At 69.1% G+C, this 19,141-nt stretch carries 17 protein-coding genes and 3 tRNA genes; 3 read left to right on the top strand and 17 right to left on the bottom strand.

Features of this window, described 5'->3' with window-relative positions; translation table 11 throughout:
* Position 1: 1 nt before the first annotated feature.
* Together IB242_RS04630 and IB242_RS04625 are read right to left on the bottom strand one after the other, a co-directional pair.
* On the bottom strand, positions 2 to 1,015 hold the full coding sequence (locus tag IB242_RS04630; protein WP_192276281.1) for an XdhC family protein: 1,014 nt from the start codon (positions 1,013 to 1,015) through the stop codon (positions 2 to 4).
* A gap of 11 nt (positions 1,016 to 1,026) precedes the next feature.
* A complete protein-coding gene (locus tag IB242_RS04625; protein WP_343237085.1) occupies positions 1,027 to 1,578 on the bottom strand; it encodes an NTP transferase domain-containing protein in 552 nt (183 codons plus the stop codon).
* Between the two features lie 354 nt (positions 1,579 to 1,932).
* Between IB242_RS04625 and IB242_RS04620 the strand changes: the two genes are divergently transcribed.
* Complete coding sequence (locus IB242_RS04620; protein ID WP_192276277.1) at positions 1,933 to 2,823, top strand: LysR family transcriptional regulator; 891 nt, start codon at positions 1,933 to 1,935, stop codon at positions 2,821 to 2,823.
* 21 nt (positions 2,824 to 2,844) lie between these two features.
* Here the strand turns inward: IB242_RS04620 and IB242_RS04615 are convergent, their stop codons facing one another.
* The gene (locus IB242_RS04615; RefSeq protein ID WP_192276275.1) at positions 2,845 to 3,141 is read right to left on the bottom strand and encodes a helix-turn-helix transcriptional regulator; all 297 of its coding nucleotides are present in this window, start codon (positions 3,139 to 3,141) and stop codon (positions 2,845 to 2,847) included.
* Between the two features lie 104 nt (positions 3,142 to 3,245).
* Between IB242_RS04615 and IB242_RS04610 the strand changes: the two genes are divergently transcribed.
* Positions 3,246 to 3,887, top strand: coding sequence for a substrate-binding domain-containing protein (locus IB242_RS04610; protein WP_192276273.1), 642 nt, complete (start codon positions 3,246 to 3,248; stop codon positions 3,885 to 3,887).
* Positions 3,888 to 3,935: 48 nt separating this feature from the next.
* On the opposite strand, the gene IB242_RS04605 is transcribed toward IB242_RS04610, so the two are convergent.
* The 14 genes from IB242_RS04605 to IB242_RS04540 form a co-directional block, all read right to left on the bottom strand.
* Complete coding sequence (locus tag IB242_RS04605) at positions 3,936 to 5,879, bottom strand: integrase arm-type DNA-binding domain-containing protein (protein ID WP_192276271.1); 1,944 nt, start codon at positions 5,877 to 5,879, stop codon at positions 3,936 to 3,938.
* Positions 5,880 to 6,105: 226 nt separating this feature from the next.
* Positions 6,106 to 6,181, bottom strand: a tRNA-Gly gene (locus IB242_RS04600).
* A gap of 24 nt (positions 6,182 to 6,205) precedes the next feature.
* A tRNA-Cys gene (locus IB242_RS04595) sits at positions 6,206 to 6,279 on the bottom strand.
* A gap of 133 nt (positions 6,280 to 6,412) precedes the next feature.
* Positions 6,413 to 6,488, bottom strand: a tRNA-Gly gene (locus IB242_RS04590).
* A gap of 37 nt (positions 6,489 to 6,525) precedes the next feature.
* Complete coding sequence (gene pgsA / locus IB242_RS04585) at positions 6,526 to 7,155, bottom strand: CDP-diacylglycerol--glycerol-3-phosphate 3-phosphatidyltransferase (protein WP_192276269.1); 630 nt, start codon at positions 7,153 to 7,155, stop codon at positions 6,526 to 6,528.
* A gap of 9 nt (positions 7,156 to 7,164) precedes the next feature.
* Complete coding sequence (gene uvrC / locus IB242_RS04580) at positions 7,165 to 9,045, bottom strand: excinuclease ABC subunit UvrC (RefSeq protein ID WP_192276267.1); 1,881 nt, start codon at positions 9,043 to 9,045, stop codon at positions 7,165 to 7,167.
* Entirely contained in the window at positions 9,042 to 10,451 is a 1,410-nt protein-coding gene (locus tag IB242_RS04575; protein ID WP_192276265.1) for a redoxin domain-containing protein, read from the bottom strand. Before IB242_RS04575 ends, uvrC begins: the two co-directional genes overlap by 4 nt.
* Entirely contained in the window at positions 10,448 to 10,936 is a 489-nt protein-coding gene (locus IB242_RS04570) for a low molecular weight protein-tyrosine-phosphatase (RefSeq protein WP_192276263.1), read from the bottom strand. Before IB242_RS04570 ends, IB242_RS04575 begins: the two co-directional genes overlap by 4 nt.
* The gene (kdsB, locus tag IB242_RS04565; RefSeq protein ID WP_225540024.1) at positions 10,936 to 11,721 is read right to left on the bottom strand and encodes a 3-deoxy-manno-octulosonate cytidylyltransferase; all 786 of its coding nucleotides are present in this window, start codon (positions 11,719 to 11,721) and stop codon (positions 10,936 to 10,938) included. The genes IB242_RS04570 and kdsB overlap by 1 nt, the downstream gene beginning before the upstream one ends.
* A 212-nt stretch (positions 11,722 to 11,933) precedes the next feature.
* Complete coding sequence (gene lpxK, locus IB242_RS04560) at positions 11,934 to 12,941, bottom strand: tetraacyldisaccharide 4'-kinase (protein ID WP_192276261.1); 1,008 nt, start codon at positions 12,939 to 12,941, stop codon at positions 11,934 to 11,936.
* The gene (gene msbA, locus IB242_RS04555) at positions 12,938 to 14,686 is read right to left on the bottom strand and encodes a lipid A export permease/ATP-binding protein MsbA (RefSeq protein WP_192276259.1); all 1,749 of its coding nucleotides are present in this window, start codon (positions 14,684 to 14,686) and stop codon (positions 12,938 to 12,940) included. Before msbA ends, lpxK begins: the two co-directional genes overlap by 4 nt.
* Entirely contained in the window at positions 14,683 to 15,102 is a 420-nt protein-coding gene (locus tag IB242_RS04550) for a biopolymer transporter ExbD (RefSeq protein WP_192276257.1), read from the bottom strand. The genes msbA and IB242_RS04550 overlap by 4 nt, the downstream gene beginning before the upstream one ends.
* 8 nt (positions 15,103 to 15,110) lie before the next feature.
* Positions 15,111 to 15,788 carry a MotA/TolQ/ExbB proton channel family protein gene (locus tag IB242_RS04545; RefSeq protein WP_192276255.1) on the bottom strand — a complete coding sequence of 226 codons (678 nt, stop codon included), beginning with the start codon at positions 15,786 to 15,788 and terminating at the stop codon, positions 15,111 to 15,113.
* A gap of 119 nt (positions 15,789 to 15,907) precedes the next feature.
* Positions 15,908 to 18,202 carry a DNA internalization-related competence protein ComEC/Rec2 gene (locus tag IB242_RS04540; protein WP_192277726.1) on the bottom strand — a complete coding sequence of 765 codons (2,295 nt, stop codon included), beginning with the start codon at positions 18,200 to 18,202 and terminating at the stop codon, positions 15,908 to 15,910.
* A gap of 533 nt (positions 18,203 to 18,735) precedes the next feature.
* Between IB242_RS04540 and IB242_RS04535 the strand changes: the two genes are divergently transcribed.
* Complete coding sequence (locus IB242_RS04535) at positions 18,736 to 18,930, top strand: hypothetical protein (RefSeq protein WP_192276253.1); 195 nt, start codon at positions 18,736 to 18,738, stop codon at positions 18,928 to 18,930.
* Positions 18,931 to 19,141 lie beyond the last annotated feature (211 nt).

Raw genomic sequence — 19,141 nt, 5'->3', positions numbered from 1 at the left:
GTCACGCATCAGCACAGCGAGTTGCCTCGGGAGACTCGGCCCGCAGCCGGCGTGGCGGCACCGCGCCGTTCTTGACGGCTAGGATCTCGGCCATGACGCTCACCGCGATCTCGGCGGGCGTCTTGCTGCCGATGTACAGGCCTACCGGCGAGTGCAGGCGCAGCAGGGATTCTTCCGTCTCGTCGAAATGTTCGATGAAGCGCTGACGGCGGCTGCTCGCATTGCGGCGCGAGCCAATGGCGCCCACGTAGAACGCAGGGCTGTGCAGTGCCTCCAGCAGCGCCAGGTCATCGAGCTTGGGGTCGTGGCTCAAGGCCACGATGCAGGTCCGCGCATCGGGCTTGAGGGCGCTCACTGCATCATCCGGCATCTCCGTGGTGATCTCCACGCCTGGCACCGACCATGTGTCCCGGTGCTCGACGCGCGGGTCGCAGACCGTCACCGCGAAGTCGTTGAACAGTGCCATCGTCGCCACGTACTCGGCCAGCGCGCCGGCACCGATGAGCAGCATCCGGTACTGCGGCCCGAGTGTGCTGGAAAGCGTGTTGCCGTCGAAATGCAGTTCCTCGGGAGCGGATGGGGTCGCCAACGCTACCGCTCCCGTCGTGCAGTCCACCGTGCGATGCACGAGCTGGCCCGATTCGAGCCGCCGCACCAGTTCATCGAGCGCCGCAAAACCGGGCTGAAATTCGAGCAGCAGTTCCAGGGTGCCGCCGCAAGGCAGGCCGAAGCGGTGCGCCTCGTCCGCCGTGACACCGTAGCGCACCAGCGTAGGTGCCGAGCGCGGCATGCTCCCCTCGGCATAGGCGCTGGTATAGCGATGCACCAGGTCGTCCTCGATGCAGCCGCCCGAAACCGAGCCGATGCAGCGCCCGTCATCGCGCAGCGCCATCATCGAGCCGACCGGCCGCGGCGACGAACCCCAAGTCTTGACCACCGTGACCAGCATCAGCCGGTGCCCGGCCGCATGCCAGTCGCGCGCGGCGCGCAACACGCGCACATCAACGCTCTCCATTGCTTCGCTCCCTACACATCGGGATCGGCCAGTAGGGCTTCGGCCCGTGCCAGGTCTTCCCGCGTGTCGATGTCCGTCACGATCCCCGGATCGTCCAGATGCAGTTCCAGTACCGCCGCAGCCTGATGATGCGCACGCACGATGGCAGCGGCGCCTACATCGCCATGCAGCGCCATCAACGCCGTGCAGCATTCCCGTGCGAAGCCGACCGGATGGCCTTGGCGGCCCTGCCAGAACGGCACGACCACAGGCTGCGCGGCCAGCCCTTGCGCCACCTGTAGCAGGCTTTGCGGCTCGACCAGCGGCAGGTCACCCGGCAGGATCAGCCAGCCAGACGCTCCCAGCGTGGCGGCCACGCCGCGCGCGATGGAGTCGCCCATGCCGTCCACCGCGGCCAATTGGTCATCCCTGGGCCGCACGACGTGCCACGGCAGGCCCGACGCAGCCACTCTGCTCAGCAGGCGCTCCAACACGGGCACACCGCCCAGCAGTGCATCGAGCTTGTGGGTCGCACCGCCCGAGCGGGTGAAACGCTCACCGCGCCCCGCAGCCAGGACGATCACGGTAGGCGAGTGATGTTCCCGCATGTTGGCCTACGCTGTAAATCCAAGAATTCTCCGAGAAAAATGCTCTGTCATCTAATTAGCCCATCTAATAGGCGCTTTAAGTATTCATCAGGTAGTCAGCCGCGTCGATTTTTGCAAAACTCAATAGATAAGCCGTATTGCCGCATGCATTTGCAGTAGGGCGATAGCCCAGCAACCGCCTCGAATGGCCGAGGGCGACACCTAGCGGGTCCGCAGTGTTGGCCAGCAAGTCACGTCGATCAACTCACTGCACTGAGCATTGCCCGCCCAAAGTTTGTCGCCACGACGCCATGCAAGGTGTGCTTTCAGAGTTCACTAGGAGCATGGCTCATGGAATTGCGACATCTTCGCTGCTTCGTCGTCTTAGCTGAGGAGTTGCATTTCACGAGGGCGGCCGAACGCCTGCACATCGAGCAGCCACCGCTCTCCCGGGCCATCAAAGAGCTTGAGGACGAACTGGGCGCAACGCTGTTTGACCGGGACCGGAGAGGGACCCGTCTGACCCCAGCCGGAGCGGCCTTCTTGCAGGACGTGCGCAGAGTGTTCGCGGCTTTGGAGCAAGGCCGGGAGAACGTCAAGGCCATCGCGGCAGGTTTGCAAGGCAGCCTGCGCATCGCTATATCCGATGGCACCGTTGACCAGCGCCTGTCCGCCTTCCTCGCGCACTGCCGCGAAGAAGAACCTGAGATTGAAATTCGACTGGCCGAAGTTCCTCTGTCCGAGCAATTGCGTGGACTGCGATCGGGCGACTTCACAATCGGGTTCGCCCACACCGCAGAAGTCGGCGAGGAAATCATCACGGAGCCGATATGGCATGACCCGCTGATCTTGGCAGTGCCCGCTCGGCATCCACTGCTTGCTCACAAGGAAGTGCCACTTCCAGAACTTGTCTCGTATCCGCTCGTGCTGTGTGACCCGCAAGTTTGCGAGGGCTACTGCCGCGAATTGACACGGCTTCTGCGGCCGCTGGAGCGAGAGCCCAATGTCGTCGAGCACGCATCCTCGTTGGACATGATGCTGACCTTGGTCGGGGCTGGATACGGCCTGGGCTTCACAACGGCCGCAAGGCTCGCGCTCAGCCAACGTGCGGACGTGATTGCCCGCCCATTGGCCGTGGATTCGGCCGTGATAACCACCTACCTGCTTCGACCTCGCAGTGACACTTTATGCCCTGCATTGGAGCGTTTCATAATTCGCTTGCGTTCGCAGAAGGACGGATAAAGGTCTATTTCTGGTGCGGCATCAGCCTGCATCGGCATCGGCATGAAGATTGCGTTCGGTTGCAGCCATCAGCTCGGTGCCGCTCATTCTGAGCGCTGCGGCAACTTTCAGGATCACGGCCAGCGAGGGCAAGTGCTCCCCTCGCTCGATCTTGCCCATGTGCGAACGCTCGATTCCGGCCAGCGCAGCCAGTTCCTCCTGAGCAACACCCTGATCCATACGAAACGCGCGCACAGCCTTGCCAAAAGCCAGCGCTGGCTCGGCTTCATATCGGGTTGTGCCGGGGGGACGGCCGCGTTGAACAGTACGCTTCTGCATTAGCAGAAGCGTCGAGCAGTCACTAGAATTTAACCACGTTAAATTTAACTCATGCGTATCATGTCGGATTGGTTTCTTGATCAATTCTCTTCTTGGGGGCTCTTATGCACGATGCCACCAGCCCGCACCCCCGTCTTAGGCTTGCGGTAGCACCGGGCGTACCGTCATCACAACTTTCGGCGCTTCTCGCGCGGCAACGCGCTGAAGAGCCAAGCGTCACCCTCACGTTTTTTGAGGTTGCGGACGACGCTCTGGTTGAGGGCCTTCGTAAAGGTCGCTACGACGCAGGAATGTCGCTTCAGGGGCAGAGCGACCCGGCTCTCAAAACGCAGCCCTTGTGGACCGAGAACATGGCCATCGCCATGCCGCCACGGTTCCGCCTATCTGACCAAGCGAAACTGACCATCGCCGATCTCCAGGACTATCCCATCTATCGCTGGCAGGCAGAGGCTTGCCCGCTGCTTGATGAGAGGCTGGCCTCCCTCATGCCGGTGGACCAGGAGAACGTCCAGCAGGTGGCCTCTTTCGAGATGATGGCGCTTTGGGTTGCGGCCGGCTATGGCATCGGGGTATCTGCGCAATCGCGCATCGAGCGTGCCCACGGCTGGGGAATCACCATGCGACCACTCGCCGACGGCCCCTATGAAATCGTGACCTACCTGCAGCGACCCCACGCGCAAGCCGACTCCGTTTCTGAGCGGTTCGAGCACAGAGCGATGCAAGTCACCGGGGCCGACGCCGCGTAGTAACACCCCTACGGCCGGAGCTATGCCCCGGCCGTAGTTTGACGGGGGTTAAGCCCCCTCAAGTACCGCGGCGCTATCCACCAACCGACGGACGCTCAGCCGCACATCCTCGGGGATGGGCCGCAAGGCAACGGCCTCGGGCGCATCCTCATGGCGTTGATAGTCGCCCATGATGACCCGGATGATCGCGGGCACATTGGTCGGCGTGACCGCATCGATAGCCGCGCGATCACCCAGGTCGGGGTGAGGCTGGGTCAGCATGCGGTACAGGTCCCACGAATCCGCGTGCGGGCACTGGCTCATGAGTACTTGGGCCAGCTTGTGCTTGAGCGGCACCAGTTGCCAGTCGGGAACCCGCTGACCCCGGTTGCCCAGGCTGATCGACAGCAGCTTGCCCGCCTTCAGCTCGCGGTTGATCTGGTCCTTGGACTTACCGGCCAGCTTGCCGAACAGAGGAACCGGCAGATTGTTCGGCGACTCGTAGATGGCCAGCATTTCCTCGCGCTCGCGCTGGATCGCGGAGACTTCCGGCTCCGGGGCATGCACCGGCGGCGGCGGCACCTGCGACAGCCGCTGGAACGTGATTCCGCCGCTGTTGGGGGTCACGACGATGGGCGTGGCCACCACGGGCGGCACGCCGGGGACAGCAGGCTCGGCCGTCGTGGAGACCGCGCCCGCCACTTCCTCGACTTCCGCCATCGCCGGCACACCGTCGATGCGGATAGTCAGGTGCGCGCTCGCGGCTTCGACTTCGCCCTGTTCGAGCAGATCGAGACGGTCGGCCCAGTCCTGCATCATGCGGCGCCGAGGCTCCACATACTTGGCGTGGTTGTAGGCCGAGCTGACCTTGTTCGGATCGGAGTGCGAAAGCTGCGCGTCCACCCAAATCTTCGGGTATCCAATCTCGTTGAGCGCGGTCGAGATAGTGCCGCGGATGCCGTGGCCGGTCAGGCGTCCCTCATACCCCATGAGCTGCACGGCCTTGTTGAGGGTGTTCTCGCTGATACGCTTCTTGAGTTCGCTGCGATGCGACAGCAGGTACTTCTGCGCTGGACGCATCACGCCCAGGAGATAGCGCACGATCTCGATGGCCTGCAGGGACAGGGGCACGATGTAGGGCGGCACGTCCTGCGGCCGCTTGCCGGCCTTGCGCATTTCGTCCTGGAGCTGCTTGACGACCTGCGGCGGGATGATCCACAAGCCGCGGTCGAGGTCGAATTGCTCAGGTTCGGCCAGCCGCAACTCGCCCGTGCGCACCCCCGTCAGGAACAGCAGACGGACACCAAGCTGGGTCTGCCAGCCACGGGGGTTGTAGAGCCGGAGCTTCTGAAGGAACTCGGGCAGCTCAGGCAGGTGCAGGTAGGGGTTGTGCGCCACCGGAGGCTTGGGTTCAGCTACCACGTCCAGGTCCGCAGCCGGGTTGACTTCCAGTCCCTCTGCAATGACCAGGGCATAGCGAAACATCTGGTTGAACCAGGTTCGCACCTTCTCGGCGGTGGTGAACGCCTTGCGCTTCTCGATCGCCGCCACGACGCCCACGAGCTGGGGCCGGCGAATGTCGTAGATCGACATCTTCCCTAGGGTGGGCAGCACGTCTTTGTTGAAGATGCGCAGGATCTGCGACAGCGTGCTCTGGCGGCCTTCCTTGAGTTCCTTGCGGCGATGCTCGACCCAGGCATCGAAGACATTCTTGAAGGTGTATTCGCCCGCCAGCTTGGCTGCGTGCCGACGCTGGTCGCGCTCGATTTGGGGATCGATCCCCCTGGCGAGCAGGGCCTGGGCCTTGTCCCGCTCGGTGCGGGCCTCGCGCAGGCTGAGGGCGGGATAGCCGCCGAGGGACAAGCGCTTCTGCTTGCCCAGCCAGTAGTAGCGGAAGATCCACGACTTGCCGCCTGCGGCAGAGACCATCAGGCCCAGGCAGTCGTTGTCGGAGAGGGTGTAGCGCTTGCCGGTGGTCCTTGCCTGCCGGACGGTCAGATCAGAGAGTGCCATTTCGAGGCTCCTAAGTGATGACTTAGGCCCTATGCTCGTCATGGTTCCCGCTCTGCCCCAGCAACTATCCGGTAGCCGTCCCACCCGTATTCTTGTGCCTCAATTGGTCACTCAAAAACGGTAGCTGTGGGTGGATTTCCGTGGCACTCGCTGGAATGAAAAAAGGGGCCGAAGCCCCTCTTTTCAACGACTTACAGACGTCAGTAGAAGTCTGTAGATCATAACTTGGAGCGGGAAACGAGACTCGAACTCGCGACCTCAACCTTGGCAAGGTTGCGCTCTACCAACTGAGCTATTCCCGCTTGGGTACCGCACGATCCTGATTGTGGAGGCCTGGACGGGAATCGAACCCATCTAAACGGATTTGCAGTCCGGTGCATAACCAATCTGCCACCAGGCCAATGCTCCGGCTCGTCTTGCGATGTCGCCACCGCGTCGACTCCTCCGAAACGAAGACCCCGTTGCCGGGGCCTGGTTTCTTTCCCGTTCGAACCGGTCTGGCGACCGGCTGCGCGTGGGATGACGCCTGTCCTTGGAGCGGGAAACGAGACTCGAACTCGCGACCTCAACCTTGGCAAGGTTGCGCTCTACCAACTGAGCTATTCCCGCTTGGGAGACGCGTATTCTAGGGATCCGCGTGAAACTGTCAACTGGATTTCGCGCTTTTCTTCACATTGCGCTGTGCGGCCGCCCGCTCGTCCGCCCGCAGCGCCGGCCAGGCCGCATGCAGGTACTGGAACCCCGACCACAGCGTCAGCAGCGCGGCGATCGCCAGCAGCCAGTCGCCGAGGTGGAAGACCGGCGCGCCCATCCAGATCGACTCGGGCGCCTGGTTGGGGCTCACCGAATACAGCAGGCAGGACACGGCCACCATCTGTGCGGTGGTCTTGACCTTGCCGATCAGCGCCACCTTCACCGTCGCGCGCTGGCCCAGCTCGGCCATCCACTCGCGCAGCGCCGACACCGCGATCTCGCGGCCGACGATCACCGCCGCCCAGAACGCCATCCATGGGGTCGGATGCCCCTGCACGATCAGGAACAGCGCCACCGCCACCATCAGCTTGTCGGCGACCGGATCGAGGAAGGCGCCGAACGCGGAGTGCTGCTGGTAGCGGCGTGCCCACCAGCCATCCAGCCAGTCGGTCAGCGCGGCCAGGATGAACACGCCGGCCGAGGCGAAATTGGTCCACGTGTAGGGCAGATAGAACACCAGCACCAGCACCGGGATCATCAGGATCCGCAGCAGCGTGAGCCAGGTGGGAATGGTCAACTTCATTGCGAGCCGTCAGCTGTTGTCTTGCGCTGGTGGGGGTGCCAGCCCGTGCAGGTTAGCGTAGATGCGCTCGGCGAGCGCGGCGTTGATGCCCTCGACACGGGCGATTTCCTCGGCGCCGGCGGCCTTCAGCCCGGCCAGGCCGCCGAAATGGCGCAGCAGGGCCGCGCGCCGGCGCGGGCCGATGCCGGCGATGTCCTCGAGCCGGCTGGTGGTGCGCGCCTTCTGGCGCTTGCCGCGATGGCCGGTGATCGCGAAGCGGTGCGCCTCGTCGCGCACCTGCTGGATGAACTGCAGTGCCGGCGAGGCCGCACCCGGGCGCAGTTCGCGGCCGTCGGGCATCACCAGCGCCTCGTGCCCTGCCCGGCGCTCCTCGCCTTTGGCCACGCCGACCAGCAGCACGCCGTCCACGCCCAGGTCGGCCAGCGCGGCCTTGGCCTGGGACAGCTGGCCGGCGCCACCGTCGATCAGCAGCACGTCCGGCAGTACCGCATTGGCCGCGCGCAGCGGGTCGTCGCCGGCCTCGGCCTCCAGCGCGCGCCGGAACCGGCGCTCGATCGCCTGGCGCATCGCCGCGTAGTCGTCGCCCGGCTCGATTCCGGTGATGTTGTAGCGCCGGTACTGGTTGCGCACCGGCCCGGCCGGATCGAACACCACGCACGAGGCCACCGTGGCCTCGCCCATCGTGTGGCTGATGTCGAAACACTCGACCCGCGCCGGCACGTCCGCCAGTCCGAGCAGGTCGCGCAGCGCTTCGCTGCGGGCCTGCTGCGCGTTGCGGCTGCTCATCTCGGTGACCAGCGCGATCTGCGCATTGCGCCGGGCCAGGTCCAGATAGCCGGCACGCTCGCCGCGCACGCTGTGCTTGATCACGACCTTGCGGCCGGCGGTCTCGGCCAGCGCCAGTTCCAGCAGTTCGGCATCGGGGATCGCACGGTCGAGCACGATCTCCCCCGGCGCCGGCTGCTCGGCGTAGTACTGCGACACGAACGCGGCCAGCACTTCCTCGGCGCTGTCCTCGCCATTGGTCCGCGGGAAGAACGCGCGGGTGCCCAGGTTGCGGCCATCGCGGAAGGCCAGCAGCAGCACGCAGGCCGAACTGCCCTGCATCGCGCAGGCCAGCACGTCCAGGTTGGCGGCGTGGCCATCGACGTACTGCCGTGCCTGCAGCCGGCGCAGCGTGGCGATCAGGTCGCGCAGGCGGGCAGCCTGCTCGAACTCCAGCTGCGCGCTGGCGGCCTCCATAGCCGCGGCCAGCTCGGTGCTCAGCTCGTCGCTGCGTCCATCCAGGAACAGCACCGCGCGGCGCACCGACTCGGCGTACTCCTGCGCGCCGACCAGGTCCACGCAGGGCGCGCTGCAGCGGCCGATCTGATACTGCAGGCAGGGGCGGCTGCGGTTGCGGAACACGCTGTCCTCGCAGCTGCGCAGCCGGAACAGCTTGTGCATCAGGTCCAGCGTGTTGCGGATCGCGCCAGCGCTGGGATACGGCCCGAAGTAGCGCCCCGGCACCGCGCGCGCGCCGCGGTGGAAGGTCAGCCGCGGCCACTGCTCCTGGGTGAGCAGCACGTAGGGATAGCTCTTGTCGTCGCGCAGCGAGACGTTGTAGCGCGGCGCCAGCGACTTGATCAGCTGGTTTTCCAGCAGCAGCGCTTCGGCCTCGGTGCGGGTGACGGTGACGTCCATCCGCGCGATCTGCGCGATCATCGCCTGGATGCGCGGCGACTTGGGCGTGTTGTTGAAATAGCTGCCGACGCGGTTGCGCAGCGCGCGCGCCTTGCCGACGTACAGCAGGCTGTCGTCCGCGCCGAACATGCGGTAGACCCCGGGTGCGGTATTGAGCTGGGCGGCGAACGCCTTGCCGTCGAATGCTGCTGAAGCCGGACTGCTCATTCGCCGATGGACACGTCTTCCAGACTGCCGCTGGCGATGTCGTACCGCAGGATGCCGTGCGCATCGGTCTCGGCGATCCAGACCGAGCCTGCCGCGATCGCCAGCGCCGACGGGCCGTGCAGGCGCCGCGGAAGCGCGACCGTGCCCAGCTCGCCGCCGCCCAGGCGCAGCGTGCGCAGGCCGCCGTTGCCGCTGTCGGCGATCCACAGCAGCGGTGCGTCGGCGCTGAGCGCGATCGCCTGCGGGTGCTGCAGCCGCGCGACCGAGCGCGGGCCGTCCTCGTCGCCGAAATCCCAGAAGCCCTGCCCGACCAGGGTCTGCACCAGGTCGGTACGCAGTTGCAGCGAGCGTACCGCCGAGCCGAGCGCGTCGCAGACGTAGAGCACCTGCTGCACCGCGGCCACGCCGACCGGCTGCGCGAACGCGGCCATGCGCGCATTGCCGTCGCGCAGGTCGAGCTGGCCGGTGCCGGCGCGCAGGACCAGCTCGTTGCGGCCCAGGTCGTAGCTCCAGATCCGGTTGTCGCCGGCCATCGCGATGTAGACGTGGTTGCTGGCCACCGCCAGCGCCAGCGGATGGCTCAGCGGGCCACGGGCGTCAGCAGCCACTGCGCCTTCGACCGGATCGCCGGCGCGTCCGTTGCCGCACAGCGTGTCGACCTGGCCGGTACCCAGGTTGATCCGGCGCAGCGCATGGTTGCCGGCGTCGGCCACGTACAGCGCCTCGCGTTCCAGCGCCAGGCCCAGCGGCCGGTTGAACGCGGCATGGTCGCCGGGGCCGTCGATGAAGTCCGCGGTGCCCATGCCGAACTGGCGCAGGACGCGGCCATGATGGTTGCATTCCAGGACCCGGTGGTGGCCGCTGTCGGCCACGTACAGGCGGTCGCCGCTGGCGGCGATGCCGCCGGGAAACAGCAGCGGCAACCGGGGTTCGGCGTGGGTCTCGGCGCTGCTCAGGTCCTCGTCCAGCGGACGCGGCAGGCCCTCGCACAACGCGATCAGCTGTCGCTCCAGATCGTTGCCCAGACCGACGATGCGCGCCTGCTCGCGGCCCTGCGCGTCGATCAGCAGCACGGTCGGCCAGGCGTCGATGCCGTAGCGCTGCCACGCGGCCCAGTCGGCATCGAGCAGCACCGGGAACCGCACGCCCGAGCGGCGCAGCAGCTTCAGCGCCCGCTGCGGGACGCGCTCGCTGTCGAAACGCGGCACCTGGACGGCCAGCACCTGCACCCGGCCCGGATTGCGCGCCTGCCACTGCGACAGTTCGGTCAGCCGCTGCGCGCACCAGGTCGAGGCGGCGTTGACGAAGGCCAGTACCACCGGGCGTCCGCGCAGGTCGTGCAGCGTGGTCGCCGGGGCGTTGAGCCAGGCCAGTTCGGGCAGTTCCTGCAGGGACACGGCGCTCATCGACCGATTATGCCGGATGTCCGCTCGCGTACCAGACGCGCGACGACCGCCTGTGCGGCCGCATCGACCAGTCGCCAGACCTCCTCGAAGTGGTCCTCCCCGCCATGGTAGGGGTCGGGGATCTCGCGCCCCTGCCCCAGCCCGGCCCATTCCAGCAGCAGGGCCAGCTTGCCGGCCTGCTCCGGCCGCACCAGCTGCCGCGCATCGCGCAGGTTGGCGGCGTCGGCGCACAGCAGCAGGTCGTAGTCGTCGAAGTCGGCCGCACGCAGCTGGCGCGCACGCTGCGCCCCGATGTCCACGCCATGCCGGCGCGCACAGGCGATCGCGCGCCGGTCGGGCGGATCGCCGGCGTGCCAGCCGCCGGTGCCGGCCGAGTCGACCTCGACCAGGCCAGCCAGCGGCGACGCGGCGATCCGGGTGCGCAGCGCGCCTTCGGCCAGCGGCGACCGGCAGATGTTGCCCAGGCAGAACACCAGCACCCGCATCAGGCGGCTCCGGCCAGGTGCGCCTGCGCGCGTTCCAGATCCTCGGGCGTGTCCACGCCCGGCGGGAACGGTGCGGGCGCGAGCGCCACCGCGATCCGGTACCCGGCCTCCAGCACGCGCAGCTGCTCCAGCGATTCGATCCGCTCCAGCCGGCCCGGCGGCATGGCCGCGAACCTGCGCAGGAAGCCGGCCGTATACGCGTAGATGCCGATATGACGCAGCCAGTGGCCGCCGTCGGGCAACGTCGACCGGTCATGGGCGAAGGCGTCGCGCGGCCACGGCAGCGGCGCGCGGCTGAAGTACAGCGCATCGCCGGATGCGGCCTGGACCAGCTTCACCGTGTTCGGGTCGAACAGCGTCTGCACATCGGCCACGCGCTCGGCCAGGGTCGCCATCTGCGCGCCGCTGCCGGCCAGCAGCATGGCCACCGCGCGGATGCCGGCGGCCGGCGCGAACGGCTCGTCGCCCTGCAGATTGACCACCAGGGTGGCGTCGTCCCAGCCGGCGATGTCGGCGCACTCGGCCAGCCGATCGGTGCCCGAGGCGTGATCGGGCGAGGTCATGGCCACGCGCACGCCGGCCACGCCCTCGAGCGCCTGCGCCACACGCGTGTCGTCGGTCGCCAGCCATACCTCGCGCGCGCCGGCGGCCAGCGCCCGCCTGGCCACGTGCAGCACCAGCGGCTCGCCGCCGAGCAGCCGCAGCGGCTTGCCCGGCAGCCGGCTGGCGGCATAGCGCGCCGGCACTGCCACCACGAAATCCAGTTGCCCGTTGCGCTCCATCATCACTCCCGAAGTCCGGCCGCCATTGTAGGAAGAACACCCGACGGCGTGAGGTCGTCATGCCTGGCCGCGATGCGGCGCGGCGCGGCGATCAAGCGCGATCAGCCGGCGCTGCAGGCGGGCCTGCGTCCGCCGAAGGTCAGCCGCCCGGCCGCACTCGTCCGGCCGGGCATCGATCCCGCGCCCGGCCGGCGTTGCCCGACGCCGACGCCGACTCAGGCGTCAGGCCGACCCAACCGCTCCAGCAGCGCGATCCAGAATGCGGCCGGCAACTCCGCATCCACCGGGACCGCATAGCAGCGCGCGTCGGCGAACGGCGCGCATTTGACCGCGTCCTTCTCGGTCATCAGCACCGGCAGGTCGTTGCCGAACTGGAGGTCGTCCGCGGTGAAGGCATGGTGGTCGCCGAAGGCGTGCGGGACCACACCGATGTCCAGCCCGCGCAGCATCTCGAAGAAGCGCTGCGGGTGGCCGATGCCGGCGACCGCATGCACACGGCGCCCGGCGAAGGCGGACAGCGGCAACGGCCGGCCCCCACCGAGCGGCACGGCCGACCCGGTCCGCAGCCGCATCGGCCACTCGCCGAATCCGGTTTCGTCGCGCCCCTGCGCCTGGCCTAGGTTGACCACGCGGAAGTCGCACAGCCGGGCGCGCTCCACCGGCTCGCGCAGCGGGCCGGCCGGGATCATGCGGCCGTTGCCGTAGCGCCGGCTGCCGTCGATCACCTCGATCTCCACGTCGCGGCCCAGGCGGTAATGCTGCAGGCCGTCGTCGCAGACCACGATGTCGCAGCCCGACGCGACCAGCGCGCGCGCGGCGGCGGCCCGGTCGCGATCCACCCGCACCGGCACCGACAGGCGCCGCGCGATCAGCACCGGCTCGTCGCCACCTTCCTCGGGGCGGGTGTCGGGCTGCACCCAGCGTGCCGTGCCGGCGTCGTCGCGGCCGTAGCCGCGGCTGGCCACGCCCGGCCGCCAGCCGGCCTGGCGCAGGCGCTCGACCACGGCCAGGGTCAGCGGCGTCTTGCCGGCGCCGCCAGCGGCGAGGTTGCCGATCACCACCACCGGCACGCCCGCTTGCCGCGTGCGCAGCCAGCCGCGCCGGTACAGGCTGCGACGCAGCCCGACCACCGCCGCATACAGCACCGACAGCAGACGCATCGGCAACGGCACGACGTGGTCGCCGTACCACCAGGCCGGCGCCTTGGGAGACGAGCGGCTCATGCGTGGCGGGGCTCGCGGAACTGGGCGCCGTGCAGGTGCGCGTACAGGCCGCCGGCGGCGAGCAGCGCGGCATGGGTGCCCTGCTCGACCAGCCGCCCATGGTCGAGCACCAGCACCTGGTCGGCATGCTCGATGGTGGACAGGCGGTGGGCGATCACCAGCGTGGTGCGCTCGGGCATCAGCCGCTGCAGGGCGTCCTGCACCAGCCGCTCGGATTCGTTGTCCAGCGCGGCGGTGGCCTCGTCCAGGATCAGGATCGGCGCATCGCGCAGGATTGCGCGGGCGATCGCCAGACGCTGGCGCTGGCCGCCGGAGAGCAGCGCGCCGTTCTCGCCGATATGCGTGTCGAGCCCCTGCGGCAGGCGTTCGATGAACTCCCAGGCGTTGGCCGCCTCGGCCGCGGCGCGGATCGCCGCCGGGTCGGCCGGCGCGCCATAGGCGATGTTGGCCGCGACGGTGTCGTCGAACAGCATCACCTTCTGCCCGACCAGCGCGATCTGCCGGCGCAGGTCGGCCAGGCGGTAGTCGTGCAGGTCGGTGCCGTCCAGGGTGATGCGGCCCCCGTTGGGCTCGTAGAAGCGGGGCACCAGCCGCACCAGGCTGGTCTTGCCGCTGCCGGATCGGCCGACGATCGCGGTGACCGTGCCGGGCCGCGCACTGAAGCTGATGTCGTCCAGCGCCAGGCCCGGCTGGTCCCGGTAGCGCAGGCAGACCTTGTCGAACACCAGATCGCCCCGCGCGCGGGTGACCGGGACCGAACCGCGGTCCTGCTCCTCTTCGGTGTCCAGGATCGCGAACAGGCGCTCGGCGGCGGCGACGCCGCGCGAGATCGCGGTCTGCACGCTGGTGACGCGGCGCAGCGACGGGATGATGCCCATCATCGCGGTCATCAGGCTGACGAACTGGCCGGCGTTGAGGCGGCCGGCCAGCGCTTCGCGGGTGGCCACCGCGACGATCACCGCGAGCGCGATGGCCGCGAGCAGCTGGACCAGGGCCGAGGCCGAGGCGCGGGTGGTCTCGACCTTCATGTTCAGGCCGAGGATGCGGTTGGCCAGCCCCGCGTAGCGCCCGACCTCCAGGTCCTGGGCGCCATGGATCTTCACGTCCTGCTGCGCGGCCAGCGACTGCTCGGCGCTGGCGGCCATGCGCCCCATGCCGTCCTGGATGCCGCCGCTGATCCGGCGGTAGCGCTTGCCCACGTACCACACGATCACGCCGATCAATGGCGTGATCAGCAGCATCGCCAGGGTGACCTTCACGCTCATGTAGAGCATGCCGCCCAGCAGCCAGATGATCGTGAGCCCGTCGGTGACCAGCGCCTTGAGCGCATCCGAACTGGCCTGGGTGACCTGCTCGGTGTCGAAGTTGAGGCGGCTGACCATCACCGGCGTCGACTCGGCGTCGAAATGGGTCGACGGCAGGGTCAAATACTTGGACAGCACCTGCTCGCGCAGGTCGCGGACCACGCTGCGGCCGGTGCGGGCCATCCCGTAGTCGGTGATGAAGGTGGCCAGGCTGCGCAGCACGAACAGGCCGACGATCGCCAGCGGCAGCAGCACCGTCATCTGCGGCTCGGGATTGACGAAACCGCGGTTGGTCAGCGGTTCCATCAGCCAGATGAACGCCGCGCCGGCAGTCGCCTCGACCAGCATGCCGACCAGCGCCGCCGCCAGGAACAGCCGGTAACGCACGGTATAGCCCAGCAGCCGCCGGTAGATCGGCCAGACCGGAGTCTGCGCGCTCACGACTGCGGCTCCGGCGCGGTGGCGATCGCGATGCGGCGGAAGCCCAGCTGGGCCAGCGCGTCCTGCGCGGTGACCACCGCCTGGTACGGGGTGCGCGCATCGGCGCGCAGCATCACCGGCTGGTCGCGGTCGTCGCCGGCGGCATCGGCGATGGCCTGCTTGACCGCCTCGATGTCGGTGCGCAGCACCTCGCGATCGCCGATGAAATAGCGGCCGTCCGCGTTGACCAGCACGTTGAGCGTGTTCGTCGGCGGCGGCGCCTGTTCGCTGGCGGTCGGCAGCTGCAGCTGCAGGGTCGAGCGCACGTCGAAGGTGGTGGTGATCACGAAGAAGATGATCAGCACCAGGACCACGTCGATCAGGGGCACCAGGTCGATGCCCGGTTCGTCGTAGGCGCGCTGGTCGCGGATGCGCATGCTGTGCCTCAGCCCCGTGCCGGCGCCGGCTGCGTGGCCGCGGCGACGCGCGCGGGTACCGGCGTCGCGGCGGGTGCGCTGCCACGTGCCGCATCCAGCGCATCCAGCAGCGCGGTGGCCTGCTGCTCCATCTCGATCACGTAGCCGGCGATGCGGCTGCGGAAGAAGCGATGGAAGATCAGCGCCGGCACCGCGACGATCATGCCCGCGGCGGTGCAGACCAGGGCCTTGCCGATGCCGCCGGCCAGCTGGTTGACATCGCCCAGGCCATGGTCGAGCACGCCGAGGAACATCTGGATCATGCCGACGACGGTGCCGAGCAGGCCCAGCAGCGGGCCCGCCGAGGCGATGGTGCCCAGCGCGCTGAGGAAGCGCTCCATCCGGAACACCAGATGGCGGCCGGTGTCCTCCAGGCGCTCACGCATGATGTCGCGCGGACGGTTGCGCACGTCCAGCGCCGCGGCCAGCAGCGCTCCCAGCGGGGAATTGCGGCGCAGGGATTCGATGTGGGCCGGGTCGAGCTGGCCGCGGGCGGCCCAGTTCCGGACTTCCTCGCCCAGCCGGGCCGGCATCACCTCGGCGCGGCGCAGGGTCCACAGGCGTTCCAGCACGATCGCAAGCGCCGCCACGCCGAGCAGCACCAGCGGCAGCATCGGCCATCCACCGGCCTTCACCAGTTCCCACACGTGTCCTACCCTCGGCACCGGGCCGTTTCCACAGACCCACTAGGATGAAGGCAAGCCCGTCCGGGCGCCAGCCCGACGCCGTGACGACGGCATGAGGGACCGCGCGGCGCGATCGAGCGTCATGGTCGGTCCCAGAGCCTGCCGCGCCATGCGCGACGTTCCCGCACCGCCAGTTCCCCGTCGTCGAGCCAGACCCGGATCGCGCCGGACTGCGGCGTGCGCAGCACCTCGGCACCGGCGCGCTCCCAGCGCTGCACCACCTCCGGCCGGGGATGGCCGAACCGGTTGTCGTGGCCGGCCGCGACCAGCACCAGGCGCGCGCCGGTGGCGGTGACGAAGCCGGGCGTGGACGAGCCGCGGCTGCCGTGGTGCGGCGCCAGCACGACGTCGGCGCGCAGCAGCTCGGGCGCGCGCAGCAGCCGCTGCTCGATCACCTCGCCGATGTCGCCGGGCAGCAACGCCGCGCCATGCGCGGTCTCGATCCGCAGCACGCAGCTGGATTCGTTGCGCAGATAGGGGAAGTGCTCCGGCGGATGCAGGAACCGGAACACGACGCCATCCCACTGCCAGTGTTCGCCCGCCCGGCAGGCCCGGTCGATCTCCAGGCCGGCACCGGGCGGGGCCAGCACCGCGCCGGCCGCGCTCGCGGCGCGCACCGCCGGCAGGCCGCCGGCATGGTCCATGTCCGCGTGGCTGACCACGATCCGGTCCAGGCGCTGCACGCCCAGTGCCCGCAGGGCCGGCATCACCGCGCGCTCGCCGGCATCCCAGCCGTCGCGGACCGCCGGACCGGCGTCGTACAACAGCGCGTGGCGCTGCGTGCGCACGAGCACCGACAGGCCCTGTCCGACATCGAACACCTGCAATTCCACGCCGCCCGGCCCAGGCAGTTCGCGCGCCGGCCACAGCAGCGGCAACCACAGCAGGGCGGCGAGCCAGCGCCCCGGCAGGCCACGCGGCAGCAGCAGCCAGAACGCGGCGGCCATCGCCAGCGGCAACGCATAGGTGCGCGCCTCCGGCAGCCACCACAGCGCAAACCGGCTGCCGGCCATCCATTCGAACAGGCGCCAGCTCGGGTCGAAGCAGGCCGTCGCCGCCCGCCAGGCCCAGGCGCCCAGACCGGCATGCAGCGCCTCCAGCCCGGTGCCGATCAGGCACAGCGGCACCACCACCAGACTCCACCACGGGATGGCCAGCAGGTTGGCCAGCGGCCCGGCGATCGACGCCTGGTGGAACAGCACCGCCGTCAGCGGCAGCAGGCCGAGGGTGGCCACGCCCTGGGCGGAGAGGAAGTCGCGCAGCAGCCGGCGTGGTCCCTGCGACGGCAGGCACCAGACCAGCCAGGCCACGCCCGCGAAGCTCAGCCAGAAACCGGCCTGCAGCACCGCCAGCGGGTCGAACAGCAGGATCGCCAGCAGCGCCAGCGCCAGCGACTGCCACAGCGACACCGGCCGCCGGGTCAGCCGCGCCGCCGCCACCGCCGCGACCATCAGCGCCGTGCGCACGGTGGGCAGCTCGAACCCGGCCACGGCCGCGTAGCCGACCGCGCCGACAACCGCGGCGATCGCCGCTGCCTGTGGACGCGGCAGCCGGCGTCCCAGCCCGGGCAGCAGCCACCACAGCAGGACCGCCAGCCAGGCCACGAAGCCGGCGACCAGGCCGACATGGAAACCGGAAATGGCGATCAGGTGGGTCAGGCCGACCGCGCGCAGGGTCTCCCAGTCGCGGTCGTCGAGTCCGCGCGTGTCGCCCAGCGCGAGCGCCTGCACGAAGCGCGACGAAGGCGACGGCACCTGGCGCTCGATGCGCGTGGACACCGCATCGCGCCAGGCGTCGATGCCGGCACCGGGCGCGCGCTCGGTCGCGGCCGTCGCGTCGCGCACGTAGCCGGTCGCCGAGATCCTCCGCGCCAGCGCGTGCCGCCCCGCGTCGAAGCCCCCCGGGTTCACCAGCCCGCGTGGCGCCCGCAGCCGCGCCTGCAGCTCCCAGTGCGCCCCCGGCTGCAGCGCCATGCGTTCGCCCGGCGCTTCGGCGTCATGGTCGTCGTACCAGGACAGCTGCACCACGCGCCCACGCAACGGCATCGGCCCGTCCGCGTCGACCCGCAGCCGGAACCGCGTCCGTCGCGCCTCGTGCTCGGGCAGCCCGACCACCTGCCCTGCCAGAGCAACGTCGCGCCCTTCCCAGGCAGGCGGCAGCCAGTCCTGCAGCGCGGCACCTGCCGCGAGCGCCGCCCAGCCGAAGCCGGCCAGCAGCGCACCGGCGGGCCGGAACCTGCCACCGCGCCACCACGTGAGCGCGCCCACACCCACCGCCAGCCAGCGCCATGGCGCCCATGGCAGCACAGGCAGGAACAGGCAGGCCACGACCCCGGCGAGCGCCAAGCCGGCACAGGCGATCCCGAGGCCCGGCATCCCGGCCGCAGTGCCGCCACGGTCGCCGATCCACTGCCATCGGCGGCGCCACGCAGCCAGACCGATCGACGAGGGCCATCCCATCAGGCCAGCACCCGGCCCCGGAGCGGCAGGCGAACCCGCCGCCATCGCGGCTGCGACAGAAGGCCGGTGGGCATGATCGATACGGCGCAGCACATGGCGACAGGCCAGCAGGAAACAGGCATCCAGCATCCATGCCGCCATCCGGCCCCGGCATCACGCAAGACAGCGCCGAGGGGTCAGAGAACTCCGCGGTACGCGTCGCCGACCCGTACCGCACCACCCGGGGGTCTGACCTGACCGGAGGACTGCCCGCTGTCGCACTCCCCTGCAATCGCACCCGATGCACGCCGTGTCGCCGCCATCGCACTCCCGGCGGTCGCGCCGGCCAGGACCATGCGATACCCGGGAGGTCACCCACCGACATGTTCTTACATGCCGAGGCGCTAGCATCCGGCCACGCGCGCCGCGAAGCCGGCGGCGTCCCCTTTCCGGAAGAAACGAGGTGAGCGATGGGTTTCAGCATCTGGCACTGGATCATCATGCTTGGCCTGCTGCTGGTGCCGGCGCTCGCCGTGGTACTCGTGGTCGTCGGCATCCGTGCCAACCGCCCGCCCGCGCAGCGCATGCCACCGGTGCCGCCCGAGCTGCCGCAGCAGCCGGTCGCGAGGGCGCCGGCCGATACCTCCACCCACCGGATGCACTGACATTCCCGACGCTGCGGGCGACAACCACGACGTTAGTGCTCTGTGCGTTCGGACAGCCTGACGCAATCGCGTTGATGGACATGCAGGCCAGGCGCGCGGAACCGGCGCTGGCACTTAGTCTGCTGCCGGCCGATCGAACCGGAAGGCTCGCCGAAGCACGCGGGCTCGACGGACACGCACGCGGCCACCCCTGGAGCGCACGCATCAGGGA

Origin of the sequence: Xanthomonas sp. XNM01 (assembly GCF_014851915.1) — a bacterium.
Lineage (GTDB): Bacteria > Pseudomonadota > Gammaproteobacteria > Xanthomonadales > Xanthomonadaceae > Pseudoxanthomonas.
The sequence above is the reverse complement of the archived record's forward strand: the minus strand, read 5'-3'. Positions and strand labels throughout refer to the sequence as shown.